The following is a 13,863-nucleotide window of genomic DNA, read 5'->3' as shown; positions in this document are numbered from 1 at the left end:
TTGCCGGCTTGCAACAGCGTTTTGCGACGATGGCGCAAGCGCCGGCCGTACCCAGAAAAGTATGCCGGCCGTATCCAAAAGCGAGACGGGCGGCCCGAAGACCGCCCTTCGAGGTAGGGCTTTGGGTATTTCAACGGCTACGGCTTTAGTGGGAATTGTGCGTCAACCTTGAGCGCCGATGCCGCCGGACAATTTTGCGGCCTCGGTTCGGTTTTACAGACAGTCGGCCCCACCAAATGGTTCGCCGATTCAGGTCCCGTCGTCAGTCCCATCGTCAACATTGTGCCGGGTTCGAGCGGGAGCCGGTTACGCTTATAATCAAAGCGGTCGAGCGGCATCGGCGGAAACAGATGCTGCCTGACCGACATTTCCGCTAGATAAGAGCGTATCCGCTCCGCAAATGCCAGTGATTGAACGCTGACTGGCACCTTGGGGCCCACGAAACGTCTGACGCCCCCAGCAAGCATGATCGGACAGGCGGCATCGCACCCCGCACCTAAATCGGTCGCGACACCAGGATAGAACCCATCCGGTGGCGCGCACCCTTTGTCCTGCGGCTTGCACCCGGTAAAATCGGTGCGCGCAATCGCGACGTCAAGTTTGCGGTCGCGGATCAACCTTCCCATTGCCAAGGCGCTGAGCAAATCGCCTCCCGGCGAACTCACGATCAACGGCAGACGCCGGCCGCCGACCGTATCGAGCAATTGGCGAAATATCTTCTGCGAATCGGGCGTGATCGTGCCTTGCGCTGCAATCCATTCGGGACAATCGAGACCGCATTTCGGATCGCTGCTCCGGACCAAGACGAAACGCATCGAATTGTCGACCGGCGCTGGACGGGCCGAAGGAGTGGCTGGAACAACGGCCCCTCGGACGGCCACCACTGCCGTCTTGGCCGGCTTGGCATTCGCAGGGACCTCCCTGCAGTTCGGCGGCGCCGGGCTCCGCCGGCATATGCCCGCCAGCGTAAGTATGTCGAGGGAGTCCCTGCTGGTGACCAGCTTCATCGTCAGCATGTCGTCGAGAGCGATCTGGCGGATGTCGCTGGCAGGCGTGGCCTTCATTGTGTCGAGCACTCCCCGCCCGACCCCCATCTCCCTGAGATAGGCCGAGATCTTTCTCGAAAACGCCTTGCTCATTTTATAGGTCTTGTAGCTCTCGCCTTGAGTGACGGTCTCCGTGGTGACCCGATATTTTTTGCCACGGATGGTTTGATGGGTGGTTCGAAAATGCCGTGTTGAGGGGAAATAAGTGGTGGTGATCTGATGAACACCCAGATAGGCCCAGCTGCCCGCCACGCGGCGGACGCCTCCGGCAAACATCAGCGGACAGGCGGAATTGCACATGGCCCCACCGTCGGACGCGACGCCGAAATAGGCTACGCCTTTGCCGTAGCTGGCCCCGCAACCCTCCATCCCCGGCCAGCAATCGGAAAACTCGGTCTTACCGATGGCGATGTCGAGCCTGTTCTTGCGTATTATGCGACCGAGCTGGAGCGCAGCGTCGACATCACCGCCAGGGGAATTGACGATAATCGGCAGTTTGCGAGTGCCGAGCTTTTTCAGTACCCGCTTTAGTAGAGCCGGCGTGCCGGCTGCGATGGCGCCTTCTGCTGAAATCCATTCCGGACAGTTGGGCTTACAGCCGACTGCACTGCTGCGGGCAATGATGAACCGCATCTCCGAAAAACCATCGGACGAACTGCCCGGAAGGTACCATGACTTCGGATCCCATGTCCTAGGATCGGACACATCCTCGGCGTTCGCGGCGAAGGCCGCTATCGCCATCGCAACCACCTGCGCCAGGCGAACCAACCCGCGCCACCACCCTGCCCTACTGTTCAGACGGCGTCCCCGAACCACGCTTGGCAAAAGCCCCCTTGATGCAACCTATAATAGTGGCGGCGGTGGTGCTTGCAATAGCTTTGAAACGACCGCGCAAGATTGTTCTGCGTGGAGCCAGTAAACGAAGAAAGGGCGGCCCGAAGACCGCCCTTCCCTGTCGATCCGGCGGATGCCGGTATCGATTACTCTTTGATGGTGACGACGATGCCGGCACCGACGGTGCGGCCGCCTTCACGGATGGCGAAGCGCAGCTTCTCTTCCATGGCGATCGGCACGATCAGCTCGACATCGACGGTGATGTTGTCGCCCGGCATCACCATCTCGGTGCCTTCCGGCAGCGACACGATGCCGGTCACGTCGGTCGTGCGGAAGTAGAACTGCGGCCGGTAGTTGGTGAAGAACGGCGTGTGACGGCCGCCCTCGTCCTTGGTCAGGATGTAGGCTTCGGCGACGAACTTCTTGTGCGGCTTGACCGTGCCCGGCTTGGCCAGAACCTGGCCGCGCTCGACACCTTCACGGTCGACACCGCGCAGCAGCGCGCCGATGTTGTCGCCGGCCTGGCCCTGGTCGAGCAGCTTGCGGAACATCTCGACGCCGGTGCAGGTCGTCTTGGTGGTCGGACGGATGCCGACGATCTCAAGCTCCTCGCCGACCTTGACCACGCCGCGCTCGACGCGGCCGGTCACAACCGTGCCGCGGCCGGAGATCGAGAACACGTCCTCGATCGGCATCAGGAACGGCTTGTCGAGCGGGCGAACCGGCGTCGGGATGTAGTCGTCGACCGCAGCCATCAGTTCGCGGATCGAATCCTCGCCGATCTTCTTGTCGGAATCTTCGAGTGCCGCAAGTGCCGAACCCTTGACGATCGGAATGTCGTCGCCGGGGAACTCGTTCTTGGTCAGGAGCTCGCGCACCTCGAGCTCGACCAGTTCGAGCAGCTCGGCGTCGTCGACCTGGTCGACCTTGTTCAAGAACACCACGATCGACGGCACGCCGACCTGGCGGGCCAGCAGGATGTGCTCGCGGGTCTGCGGCATCGGGCCGTCGGCGGCCGACACAACCAGGATCGCGCCGTCCATCTGCGCAGCACCGGTGATCATGTTCTTGACGTAGTCGGCGTGGCCGGGGCAGTCGACATGGGCGTAGTGGCGGTTGGCCGTCTCGTATTCGACATGCGCCGTCGAGATGGTGATGCCGCGCGCCTTCTCCTCGGGCGCCGCATCGATCTGGTCGTAGCGCTTGTATTCGCCAAAATACTTGGTGATCGCCGCCGTCAGCGACGTCTTGCCATGATCGACATGGCCAATCGTGCCGATGTTCACATGAGGCTTTGTACGCTCGAATTTACCTTTTGCCATAGTCTCTTTCCTTGGACGGCCGGGACCTTCAGTTCAGTCGAATGCGGGGCGATTAGCGACTGCGGCCGAAAAACACAAGTGTCTTGTGGCCGGGGCTTTCTCACCCGGTCTGAACCCATGATCCGGTTTTCGGGGATGTGGCGCGGATATAGGAACGAACAAGAAGAAATGGAATGGCCTGACATAGGTTCCGCGGCTGCCGGCATTCAGCCGACGGATATTGCCGCTTCCGCCTGTCCGCCTTGCCGGATTTACTGCCGGATCTGGCCCATTGCCGGTGTGACGCCGGTCTGATTTCCTGATCCGATGCATTTCATTCCGATCGCCATCCGCGGCCCGCTGTTCATGATCCTGTCGACCGGGTCCTATGTCGCCAACGACACCATGTTGAAGCTCGCGACGGTTGGGCTGCCGCCCTATGAAGTGCTGTTTCTGCGCGGGACGGCGGCAACGCTGTGGGGAATCCCGTTGCTGTTTGCGCTGGGCTACGCCAGGCAGATCCCGCTGATCCTCGACAGGAGAGTGTTGCAAAGAAACCTGCTCGAGTTGGCGGCAATCCTTTGCTACGTGGTGGCGCTCGCCAACATGCAGATCGCCGATTCGACCGCCCTGGGACAGATCACGCCGCTGCTCATGCTGATTGGCTCCTCTGTCCTGTTCGGCGAACGGATCGGCGGCTTGCGCATGGCGCTGATCGGGCTCGGCTTCATCGGCGCGGTGATGGTGGCGCAGCCGACGATGCAGGGAATCTCGGTCTACGCCTTGCTGGCGCTCGGCAATGCGGCGTTCGCCGCCGCGCGCGATCTCGCCGGGCGGCGGGTCGCCGCCGACGTGCCCGGAATGATCGTCGCAATTTCCGCGGTGGTGGTGGTGCTGGTCGGATCAGGCGTCGCGCATCTGATGTCGGAGCGTTGGGTGGCGCCCGAGACGCATCATTTACTTCTGATGGCCGGGGCCGGATTGTTCCTGATTTTTGGCCATTTCTTCATCTTCATGGCCTATCGCGCCGGGCCAACCGGCGTCGTGGCGCCGTTTTACTACTGCTTCACCGTCTGGGCGGTCATTTCCGGCCTGGTGGTGTTCCAGCAATTGCCGAACGCACTGGCGATCGGCGGTATCCTGCTGGTGGTGGCCAGCGGGCTGACCATCGTGTCGCTCGACGAGCGGCGGCGCCGACTGACCGTCGTCGCATAATTTGGGCAGTGGTGACCAAAACAACGGACCACAGATTTCAACTTGGCCGCTGCCCGCAAAAAATGGAGAAACCTGTGACAAGCCAGGAGAACGTCGGCAACCGCATGCTTGCCGGAAAATGCCTGTGCGGCGCCGTACAATACGCGGTGGCCGACGAGTTCATCTACGCCGCCAACTGCCACTGCTCGGACTGCCGGCGCACCACCGGTTCGGCCTTCAAGCCGTTTGCCGGCATCGAGCGTGAGAGACTGAGCCTGACCAAGGGCGAGGACAACCTCCTGATCTTTGGCGAGGAGACCGGCCACAACGTGCACTGCAAGACCTGCGGCTCATTGCTCTACTCGGTCGTCCGCGACGGCGCCTTCGTCCACGTCACCATGGGAACCCTCGTCGACGAGCCGGCCATCCGTCCAACGCAGCACATCTTTGTCGGCTCTAAGGCGAAGTGGTTCACGATCGCCGACAACCTGCCTCAATATGAAGAGCATGCCGCCGGGGGCGCCGACTGAAGACCTGGCGATGTGGCTGACGGCATTGCCGCTCAGGCACACGCAGTGACACGGCGCATTTTCAAGGAAATTATTTTCGATAATGACTTCAACAGCATGCTTGGAGCGGGTAGCGGGAATCGAACCCGCATATTCAGCTTGGAAGGCTGCTGCTCTACCACTGAGCTATACCCGCGCATTTCACCCGAAAACCGCTATGCACTTTTCGGTCCGAGGCTTGCGTTTCAGGGCTTCCGGGCCGGCAGTGGTGGAGAGGGTTGGATTTGAACCAACGTAGGCATAGCCAACGGATTTACAGTCCGTCCCCTTTAACCACTCGGGCACCTCTCCAGTCTGCCGCCGGAGCCATGCAACGAGGCATCGACGCGTCGCGGCCGCAGGAGCAGCCCGTCGCGAAGCGCCTTATGGCGGCAGCGCCCAAAACTGTCAACCGCAACATCCCGGCAAAACGCGCTGAATTTGTTGACGACCCGACGAGCAGGGTTTTGCGGCTGTATCCATAGGCGAACGACACGGCTATAGAACCGGCCATGAGCAACGACAACAAGCCCAAGACCCCGAAAGACACCCACTACGCCAAGCTGCGCCGCGCGCATCGCGACGAGAAGAGCGGCGGCGCGCCGGCGTTCAGGCCGCGCCAGCCGGTACCACCAGGAGAGACCGTCGCGGATGGGCTGGTGCGGCTGTACGGCCTGCACACGGTGCGAGCAGCACTCGACAATCCGCGCCGGCGGATCAAGAAGATGCTGGTGACGCGCAACGCCGCCGAGCGGCTGGCTATCGCCGACCTCACCGCCCTGCCCTTTGAGACAGAGATGGTCGAGCCGAAAGACATCGACAAGGTCACCGGCTCTGACGCCGTGCATCAGGGCGTGCTGATCGAAGCCGAGCCGCTAAAACCCAAGCGCCTCGATGCGCTCGGCGATACCACGCTGGTGCTGGTCCTCGACCAGGTCACCGATCCGCACAATGTCGGCGCGATCCTGCGCTCGGCGGTCGCCTTCGGCGCCGGCGCGCTGATCACCACGGCGCGCCACAGCCCGCATGAATCCGGCGTGCTGGCAAAATCGGCCTCCGGCGCGCTGGAGCATATCGACCAGATCGAGGTAAAAAACCTCGCCGACGCGCTCGGCCAGTTGCACGAGTCCGGCTTCCAGACCATCGGCCTCGATTCAGACGGACCGGCGGAACTCGAGAAAAGTTTTGCCGGGGAAAGGATCGCGCTGGTGCTGGGCGCCGAGGGCAAGGGCTTGCGTCAGAAGACGCGTGAAACGGTGACGACGCTCGCCCGGCTCGACATGCCCGGCGCCATCCGCTCGCTCAACGTGTCGAATGCGGCGGCGGTGAGCCTTTATGCGGCGAGGAAGTTTTTAAACGGGTGAATGGTAAAAACGGAGAATAGTGAATGGTGAATGGTGAATGGTGAGACTGCACGCAAGTCGTGACCAGTTCACTGCCACTGACCGCCGCATCTCTACTACCATTCACCATTCACCATTCACCATTCACTATTCACCAATCTCATATCCCGCCATTCGCTCCAGCGCCCTGACCAGCGCCGAATGGTCCTCCTTGGCGCCGCCATTGGCCGCGCAGGAGTTGAACAATTGCTGCGTCGTCGAGGTGTTGGGCAGCGCGACGCCGAGCGCTTTTGCCCCTTCCAGCGCGAGATTAAGATCCTTCTGGTGCAGTTCGATGCGAAAGCCCGGGGCGAAGCTGCGCTTGATCATGCGCTCGCCGTGCACTTCTAGGATGCGCGAGGCGGCCAGCCCGCCCATCAGCGCCTGCCGCACCTTGGCCGGATCGGCGCCGGCTTTCGATGCAAAAACAAGCGCTTCCGCGACTGCTTCAATGGTCAGCGCAACGACGATCTGGTTGGCGACTTTGGTGGTCTGGCCGACGCCGTTCGGACCGACCAGCGTGATGTTCTTGCCCATTTTTTCGAACACCGGCCTGGCGCGCTCGAAGGCCTTTTCCTCGCCGCCGACCATGATGGTCAGCGACGCGGCCCTGGCGCCGACCTCGCCGCCCGACACCGGCGCATCGAGATAGTCGCAGCCCAGCGCATTGATTTTCGTGGCGAATTCCTTGGTCTCGATCGGCGAGATCGAGCTCATGTCGATGACCAGCTTGCCCGCGGTCAAACCCGAGGCGACGCCGCTGTCGCCGAACAGCACGTCGGCCACCTCAGGCGTGTCGGGAACCATGGTGATGATGATGTCGGCGGCACGTGCCACGGCGTGATGGCCGGAGACGGTTTTTAGACCCTCGGCGACGAGATCGGCCGGCGGTTTCGAGCGATGGTCGCTGGCGACGACAGTGTAGCCGGCGTCGAGCAGATGCCCCGCCATCGGCGCGCCCATGATGCCGAGGCCGATGAAGCCGATGGTGTCCATTGATGTTTCTCCCTGGTATTTTCCTAGGCCGCGTTCCGTCGCGCCCCCTCTGGCCTGCCGGCCATCTCCCCCACAGGTGGGGAGATCGGCAGTTCCGACGCCGGCTTTTACTTTTCCAACCTCGAAAATTGGCGAATGCGGCGGTGACGTCCAATCTCCCCACCCGTGGGGGAGATGGCCGGCAGGCCAGAGGGGGGCGCGAAGGAACTCGACGTCAATTGTAAACGTCCCCTACGCCGCCGCCTGCCCGGCAAACTCCCGGAACCAGCCCAGCCCGGCTTCCGTCCCGCCCTTCGGCTTGTATTCCGCCCCGACCCAGCCGGAATAGCCGATGCGGTCGATGTGACTGTACAGAAAAGGAAAATTGATCTCGCCCGTCCCCGGCTCATGCCGGCCGGGATTGTCCGCCAGCTGGATATGCGCAATGCGGTCGAGGTTTGCCTCGATGGTGCGGGCGAGATCGCCCTCCATGATCTGCATGTGATAGATGTCGTATTGCAGGAATAGGTTTTTTGAGCCGACGCGGTCGATGACCGCCAGGGCCTGGTCCGAATAGCTGAGGAAGAAGCCGGGAATGTCGCGGGAGTTGATCGGCTCGATCAGCAGCCTGATTCCGGCCTGCTCCAGCTTCTCGGCCGCGAAAGCCAGGTTTTCGGCGAAGACATCTTCCAGCACCGAACGCTCGACGCCTTGCGGTGCGATGCCGGCGAGGCAGTTGACCTGTTCGCAACCCAGCGCATGCGCATAGGTGATCGCCTTGGCGATGCCTTGTCGGAACTCGGGTACACGATCCGGCAGCACCGCAATGCCGCGCTCGCCCTTGCCCCAGTCGCCGGCCGGCAGGTTGAACAGCACCTGCGTCAAACCGTTTTTCTTCAGCCTCGCCGCAACGACATCGGGCGCATGGTCATAAGGGCCGATATATTCGACACCCCTAAAGCCGGCGCGGGCGGCGGCTTCGAAGCGGTCGAGGAAATCGTGCTCGCCAAAGAGCATCGAAAGATTGGCTGAAAACCGTGGCATTCTTTTTCTCCTTGTTTTCGCCCGGCCCAAGCTGTGGTGAGATTCAGGTCAGGCCGAGCCGAAAATGGTGGGTTCCGAGAACCGGAGCGGAGCGTACTTTTGGTACGTGAGCACCGGAAGCGCAGGAAACCGCCGTTTGCAGGCCGGCATCACCTGAATATCAGCACAGCTTAATCCAGCATGACGATCGCCGTCGGCGCGTCTTCGTGATGTTCGGCAAGCTCCTCGAATTCGGTGATCTTGTCGATCTCGGTGCCCATCGAAACATTGGTGACGCGCTCAAGGATGAATTCGAGCACCACCGGAACCTGGTGCTCCTTCATCAGTTGTTGCGCCTGTTTGAAGGCGCCGGCGAATTCCTCCGGCCGGCGCACCCGTACCGCCTTGCAGCCCATGGCCTCGGCAACCGCGACGTGGTCGACGCCATAGCCAGCCTCGGGATCATCCTTCCGGTTGACGTTCTCGAAGGCAAGGCTGACCTCGAAATCCATCGAAAAGCCGCGCTGCGCCTGGCGGATCAGGCCGAGATAGGCATTGTTCACGACGACGTGAATGTAGGGCAATCTGTGCTGCGCGCCGACCGCCAGTTCCTCAATCATGAACTGGAAATCATAGTCGCCGGACAGCGCCACGATGTTGCGCTGCGGATCGGCGGCGCGAACGCCAAGTGCGGCCGGCAGCGTCCAGCCGAGCGGGCCGGCCTGGCCGCAATTGATCCAGTTGCGCGGCTTGTAGACATGCAGGAACTGAGCGCCGGCGATCTGCGAAAGCCCGATCGTGGTGACATAGGTGGTGTCGCGGCCGAATGCCTTGTTCATCTCCTCGTAGACGCGCTGCGGCTTCAGCGGCACCTGGTCGAAATGCGTCTTGCGCTTCAGCGTCTTCTTGCGGCCCTGGCATTCCCTGGCCCAACCCGACCAGTCGCGCAGTTTTCCCGCCGTTCTCCACTCGGTGGCGACGTCGAGCAGCATTTTGAGCGCTGCACCGGCGTCCGAGACGACACCGAGGTCCGGCGCGAAGACACGGCCGATCTGCGTCGGCTCGATGTCGACATGGATGAATTTTTTGCCCTTGGTGTAGACATCGACGGAGCCGGTGTGGCGGTTGGCCCAGCGGTTGCCGATGCCGAAGACGAAATCAGCTTCGAGCATCGTTGCGTTGCCGTAGCGATGCGATGTCTGCAGCCCGCACATGCCGGCCATCAGCCGGTGGTCGTCGGGAATCGCGCCCCAGCCCATCAGCGTCGGGATCACCGGCACGCCGGTGACTTCGGCGAACTCGATCAGCAGATCCGAGGCATCGGCGTTGATGATGCCGCCGCCGGCGACGATCAACGGTCTTTCGGCCGCGTTGAGCATCGCCAAGGCCTTTTCGGCCTGGCCGCGCGACATTGCCGGTTTGAACGGCACCAGCGGCTCATAGGCATCGATGTCGAACTCGATCTCGGCCAGTTGCACGTCGACCGGCAGATCGATGAGGACCGGCCCCGGCCGCGACGAGCGCATCAGGTGAAACGCCTTCTGCAGCGCCATCGGCACCAGGTAGGGTTCCATCACGGTGACCGCCCATTTGGCGACGGGTGCTGCGATGGCGGCGATGTCGACGGCCTGGAAATCCTCCTTGTTGAGACGCGCCCGCGGCGCCTGGCCGGTGATGCAGAGGATCGGGATGGAATCGGCCGCGGCCGAATAGAGGCCGGTGATCATGTCGGTGCCGGCCGGACCCGAAGTGCCGATGCACAGGCCGATATTGCCTGATCTGGCGCGGGTATAACCTTCGGCCATGTGCGAGGCCGCCTCGACATGGCGCGCCAGGATATGGCGGATCGTACCCCTCGCCTTCAGCGCCGAATAGAACGGGTTGATGGCAGCACCCGGCACGCCAAAGGCGCAGGAGGTGCCTTCTTTTTCCAAAACGAGAACCGCTGCGTCGACTGCGCGCATCCTGGCCATGTCAGCCTCCACGGAATTGTTGATGGCCGAGAATGCCAGCGCGCCTGTTATTTTTCAATTTTTTCAGAATATTTTTTCATTTATAAGAAACGACTGCTATGTACTAATTTCATTGGATTTTCTGTTTTCCACGAAGTTCCCATGGCAAAAGAGTGAAAAACTTTTTCATTGCGCATTTGGCGAAATCGGCAAGAATGCCACTATGGAGACCGCCGAAAAACGCCAGCGCGGACGGCCGCGCGCCTTCCACGGTCCGGCCGAGGCGGCTTCGGTGCAGTCGCTCGACCGGGCGCTGCGCATCCTGGCCATCGTCGCCGAAGGCAGCGGCCTGTCGCTGAGCGAGATCGCCGCGCAGAGCGGCCTCCCCGCCTCCACCGCCTACCGCATGCTGACGACGCTGGAAAACCACGGTATGGTCGAGTTCGACAGCAGCGACCAGCTGTGGTCGATCGGCGTCGAAACCTATCGCATGGGCGCGGCGTTCCTGCGCCGCCGCAAGCTGGTCGACCGCGCCCGCATCGTCATGCAGGAATTGATGGAGAAGACCGGCGAGACCGCCAATCTCGGCGTCGCCGAGGACGACTGCGTCGTCTTCGTCAGCCAGGTCGAGACGCATCAGGCGATCCGCGCCTTCTGCCGGCCGGGCACGTGCAGCTCCTTCCATGCGTCGGGCATCGGCAAGGCGGTGCTGGCGCATCTCGAGCCGCAGCGCGTCGGCGCCGTCCTGCGCCGGACCGGGCTGGAGCGCTTCACCGAAAAGACGCTTTCCGACATCTCGGCGCTGGCCCATGATCTGGTGACGATCAAGCTGCGCGGCTGGTCGGTCGACGACGAGGAACGGCACCCCGGCATGCGCTGCGTTGCCGCCGCCATCTTCAACGAGTTCGGCGAGCCGATCGGCGGCGTGTCGGTTTCGGGACCGACAGTGCGGGTCACGCCGCAGCGGCTGGCCGAGATCGGCCCGCTGGTGCGCGATGCGGCAGCGGAAATAACCAGGATGATTGGTGGTCTGCCGCCCCCTTCTTCACCAAGCCGCGCCGCCGAACCGGGTCCACTCTTCGAGATTGGCGCTGCGCGCTCACCTTGACAGCCGCCCGGCTACGGCCAAGTTTGCGTCCACCTTCCGCCAGCCGACGCCCGAAAGACGCATGAGCCTCCAATCCGTCAAAGCCTTCTTCGCCGAGTATGCCCGCGACATCGAGGTGATCGAAACGCCGACAAGCTCGGCGACTGTCGCGCTCGCGGCCGAGGCGCACGGCGTCGAGCCGGGGCAGATCGCCAAGACCATCTGCCTGCGCGTCGGTGACCGGGCCATGCTGGTCGTCGCCCGCGGCGACGCGCGCATCGACAATCGCAAATCGCGCGATGCATTCGGCGGCAAGCCGCGCATGCTCGATGCCGAGCAGGTGGCCGAAATCACTGGCCATCCGATTGGCGGCGTCTGCCCCTTCGGCCTCGCCTCGCCGTTGCCGGTCTATTGCGACGTATCGCTGCGCGCCTACGATCAGGTCGTGCCAGCGGCCGGCGCAACCAATGCAGCGGTGAAAATAGGCGTCGAGCGCATGGCAGCGCTGACCGGCGCCGAATGGTGCGACATCTGTCAGGATGAGCTAGGCCCCGGGCACCGCGCTCTTGGTCGATAGGTCGTAGAAATCAAGCAGCATCGCCAGCCCAACTCCGCAGGCGGTGAAGATCAGGCCGGCGATGAAGATGCGGGTGGCGCGTTCATAGACGCGTCGCTGTAGAGACGTTGTGTCGAGCAGCAACCGCAGCGCTCGTATCTGCAAGGCAATGCCTATCAAAATCGGCACGACGGCTGCCAGGTGATAGATTTCCCAAGGGAGCGGGTTGGCGGCCCAATGCGTGATGAAGCCCAGCGAGAAAGCCAGTAGAATGCCGACGGTGGTGATCGTGCCGTTGCGGAAATCCGTCTCAATCTGCTCTTCCTTGGGTTCGTGCTCGTCCAAGCGTCCCTCTCCCTCTGGTGCCTTCACCGCCAGACTAAGCTGTCGAAAAATCCCTGTACATCCCTCGCTGGAACCGGTCGCGGTGCCGGGTTCAATTTTGCAACCCAGACAGCTGAAAAAGGGCAGTGGGTGCCCCTTTTCCCTTGCCTGAAACGGTTCACCTCCCCTCAAAGCCGGCAGCGGTGACGATAGCCGTCGTAGCCGACATAGGTGTCGGAGTACGGATCGTAGCTCTGATAGCGGTTAAGGCAGCGCCGGACGTGCCATGAGCCGCCATTTTCCTGGATGTAGACGGTGCGCGGCTGGGCGAGCGCGGTGCCGAGCAGGAAGCCACCGACGCCGGCGGCGATACCGATGCCAAGGTGCTTGTTGTGATGGTGCTTGTGATGGGCGGCCGAAGGCTGAACGGTGCCGGCCAGCATGGCGGCGGCGACAGTGGTGGCGATGAGGCCGGAAACGATGGCGCGCTTCAACATGACGATCTCCTTGCTGCGTTGTCTGAGAGGCGATCCATCCCGCCTCTTGACCATCAGTCGTTGCAGCAAGGAAAAAGGTTCGACGGTTTTTTTGGATTTTTTCAAAAGCGCAAAAGCGGCCGAACTGAACAGGTTTGCGCCAGGCGCGCAAATTACGACCGGCGAGAGCGCCGATCGACAGTCCGGCGGCGGGAGGCCTCAGCCCATGCCGGTGATATGACGCAGCCAGAAGGCGAGCGCGATGAAGCCGATGATGGTGGTGACGCCGGTCCAGTCGACATTGGCTCTCTTCAAAACCTTGATGAGCTTCACCAGGAGAAACCAGGCCACGACGACGATCAGGGCAATGACGACAAGTCTGATCATGCGACACCCTCGCCCATGCGATTGCACCTTAGAACGATATAGGAAGCCAATTGGCCGTTTTCAGGATGCCCGCGCGGCTGCCCCAGCGCACTCAAAACGGAGTTTTGTCTTTACTGGCGCACCAAATATGCTAACCGGAGCGCCGTGCCCTTGTAGCTCAGCTGGTAGAGCAGCGGTTTTGTAAACCGAAGGTCGGCGGTTCGATTCCGTCCGGGGGCACCAACAACATCAATAAGTTAACGTCAATTAATTCTTCGAATCCTTAGCGACAGAAAACCACTGGGTAACAATTAGGGTAACAAAAAGCCAGCCACCGTGAGGCAGCGGGCATGCTGGGTGTGCGGGCTACTGCTTGTTGATACCGAAGCTTGCGCCATCGCCGAGGTTGCGGCGATGGCCTCAGCCTCGTCGCCGGCATCTGCGGCGGAACTTTCCCTTTGATGTATGAGGCGCAAAAGATATTGGGATCGAGCGAGAATGCGCCGGCTCTCTAGAACGTGATTCCGCAGGGCTGCAGCAACAAAACGGCGTTTCCGGCGTTGCCACCAGAACCGCTTGGCGCAACTCATCGCCAAGGACCGCGGCTGATACTTGGGCGCCAGGTGCAGCGTGCCTACTACGACTTCTTGGTCTTCCAATTCCGCTTCGGTTTCGGTGCCGATGCAGCGGGGAGAGCAGTCTCGGCTTTAAGTCGTTGCTCCCGCAGCCGAGCCGTCTTTGCATCTCGTGCGACGCGCTCAATGTCTATTAATGCCCGCGCAGCATCCGACGTGCGCTC

At 61.9% G+C, this 13,863-nt stretch carries 13 protein-coding genes and 3 tRNA genes; 6 read left to right on the top strand and 10 right to left on the bottom strand.

Going from position 1 to position 13,863, the window contains the following annotated elements; all coding sequences use genetic code 11:
* Positions 1 to 137 precede the first annotated feature (137 nt).
* Both AC0L3O_RS28480 and tuf read right to left on the bottom strand, forming a co-directional pair.
* Positions 138 to 1,787, bottom strand: coding sequence for a COG3904 family protein (locus AC0L3O_RS28480; protein ID WP_473536088.1), 1,650 nt, complete (start codon positions 1,785 to 1,787; stop codon positions 138 to 140).
* Positions 1,788 to 2,026: 239 nt separating this feature from the next.
* Positions 2,027 to 3,202 carry an elongation factor Tu gene (gene tuf, locus AC0L3O_RS28475; RefSeq protein ID WP_091591201.1) on the bottom strand — a complete coding sequence of 392 codons (1,176 nt, stop codon included), beginning with the start codon at positions 3,200 to 3,202 and terminating at the stop codon, positions 2,027 to 2,029.
* Positions 3,203 to 3,508: 306 nt separating this feature from the next.
* On the opposite strand from tuf, the gene AC0L3O_RS28470 reads away from it, so the two are divergent.
* Complete coding sequence (locus AC0L3O_RS28470) at positions 3,509 to 4,396, top strand: DMT family transporter (protein WP_287248050.1); 888 nt, start codon at positions 3,509 to 3,511, stop codon at positions 4,394 to 4,396.
* Between the two features lie 104 nt (positions 4,397 to 4,500).
* Positions 4,501 to 4,905, top strand: coding sequence for a GFA family protein (locus AC0L3O_RS28465; RefSeq protein WP_473617306.1), 405 nt, complete (start codon positions 4,501 to 4,503; stop codon positions 4,903 to 4,905).
* 101 nt (positions 4,906 to 5,006) lie between these two features.
* Here the strand turns inward: AC0L3O_RS28465 and AC0L3O_RS28460 are convergent.
* Positions 5,007 to 5,080 (bottom strand) — tRNA-Gly (locus AC0L3O_RS28460).
* A gap of 70 nt (positions 5,081 to 5,150) precedes the next feature.
* Positions 5,151 to 5,235 (bottom strand) — tRNA-Tyr (locus AC0L3O_RS28455).
* A 200-nt stretch (positions 5,236 to 5,435) separates the two neighbouring features.
* Between AC0L3O_RS28455 and AC0L3O_RS28450 the strand changes: the two genes are divergently transcribed.
* Positions 5,436 to 6,287, top strand: coding sequence for a TrmH family RNA methyltransferase (locus AC0L3O_RS28450; protein WP_473617285.1), 852 nt, complete (start codon positions 5,436 to 5,438; stop codon positions 6,285 to 6,287).
* 126 nt (positions 6,288 to 6,413) lie between these two features.
* Here AC0L3O_RS28450 and AC0L3O_RS28445 read toward each other — a convergent pair whose 3' ends face one another.
* The 3 genes from AC0L3O_RS28445 to gcl all read right to left on the bottom strand — a co-directional run bounded on the left by AC0L3O_RS28445 (position 6,414) and on the right by gcl (position 10,276).
* Positions 6,414 to 7,430: a 2-hydroxy-3-oxopropionate reductase gene (locus AC0L3O_RS28445; protein WP_473617304.1), complete on the bottom strand. Its 1,017-nt coding sequence runs from the start codon at positions 7,428 to 7,430 to the stop codon at positions 6,414 to 6,416.
* 102 nt (positions 7,431 to 7,532) lie between these two features.
* Positions 7,533 to 8,324 carry a hydroxypyruvate isomerase gene (gene hyi / locus AC0L3O_RS28440; RefSeq protein ID WP_128245084.1) on the bottom strand — a complete coding sequence of 264 codons (792 nt, stop codon included), beginning with the start codon at positions 8,322 to 8,324 and terminating at the stop codon, positions 7,533 to 7,535.
* Between the two features lie 170 nt (positions 8,325 to 8,494).
* Positions 8,495 to 10,276, bottom strand: a complete 1,782-nt coding sequence (gene gcl / locus AC0L3O_RS28435) for a glyoxylate carboligase (RefSeq protein ID WP_287242512.1) — start codon at positions 10,274 to 10,276, stop codon at positions 8,495 to 8,497.
* A 202-nt stretch (positions 10,277 to 10,478) separates the two neighbouring features.
* On the opposite strand from gcl, the gene bhcR reads away from it, so the two are divergent.
* Complete coding sequence (gene bhcR / locus AC0L3O_RS28430) at positions 10,479 to 11,363, top strand: HTH-type transcriptional regulator BhcR (RefSeq protein ID WP_473617283.1); 885 nt, start codon at positions 10,479 to 10,481, stop codon at positions 11,361 to 11,363.
* A gap of 61 nt (positions 11,364 to 11,424) precedes the next feature.
* The gene (locus AC0L3O_RS28425) at positions 11,425 to 11,919 is read left to right on the top strand and encodes a YbaK/EbsC family protein (protein ID WP_128245081.1); all 495 of its coding nucleotides are present in this window, start codon (positions 11,425 to 11,427) and stop codon (positions 11,917 to 11,919) included.
* Here AC0L3O_RS28425 and AC0L3O_RS28420 read toward each other — a convergent pair.
* The 3 genes from AC0L3O_RS28420 to AC0L3O_RS28410 all read right to left on the bottom strand — a co-directional run bounded on the left by AC0L3O_RS28420 (position 11,887) and on the right by AC0L3O_RS28410 (position 13,085).
* A complete protein-coding gene (locus AC0L3O_RS28420; RefSeq protein ID WP_095489666.1) occupies positions 11,887 to 12,243 on the bottom strand; it encodes a hypothetical protein in 357 nt (118 codons plus the stop codon). The two genes, AC0L3O_RS28425 and AC0L3O_RS28420, sit on opposite strands and share 33 nt — an antisense overlap.
* Before the next feature lie 167 nt (positions 12,244 to 12,410).
* On the bottom strand, positions 12,411 to 12,719 hold the full coding sequence (locus AC0L3O_RS28415; protein WP_287242507.1) for a BA14K family protein: 309 nt from the start codon (positions 12,717 to 12,719) through the stop codon (positions 12,411 to 12,413).
* Between the two features lie 198 nt (positions 12,720 to 12,917).
* Positions 12,918 to 13,085: a hypothetical protein gene (locus tag AC0L3O_RS28410; protein WP_128245079.1), complete on the bottom strand. Its 168-nt coding sequence runs from the start codon at positions 13,083 to 13,085 to the stop codon at positions 12,918 to 12,920.
* A gap of 146 nt (positions 13,086 to 13,231) precedes the next feature.
* Here AC0L3O_RS28410 and AC0L3O_RS28405 point away from each other — a divergent pair.
* Positions 13,232 to 13,307 (top strand) — tRNA-Thr (locus AC0L3O_RS28405).
* Positions 13,308 to 13,863: the final 556 nt, after the last annotated feature.

It is taken from the genome of Mesorhizobium sp. WSM4810, from assembly GCF_055811235.1.
The sequence above is the reverse complement of the archived record's forward strand: the minus strand, read 5'-3'. Positions and strand labels throughout refer to the sequence as shown.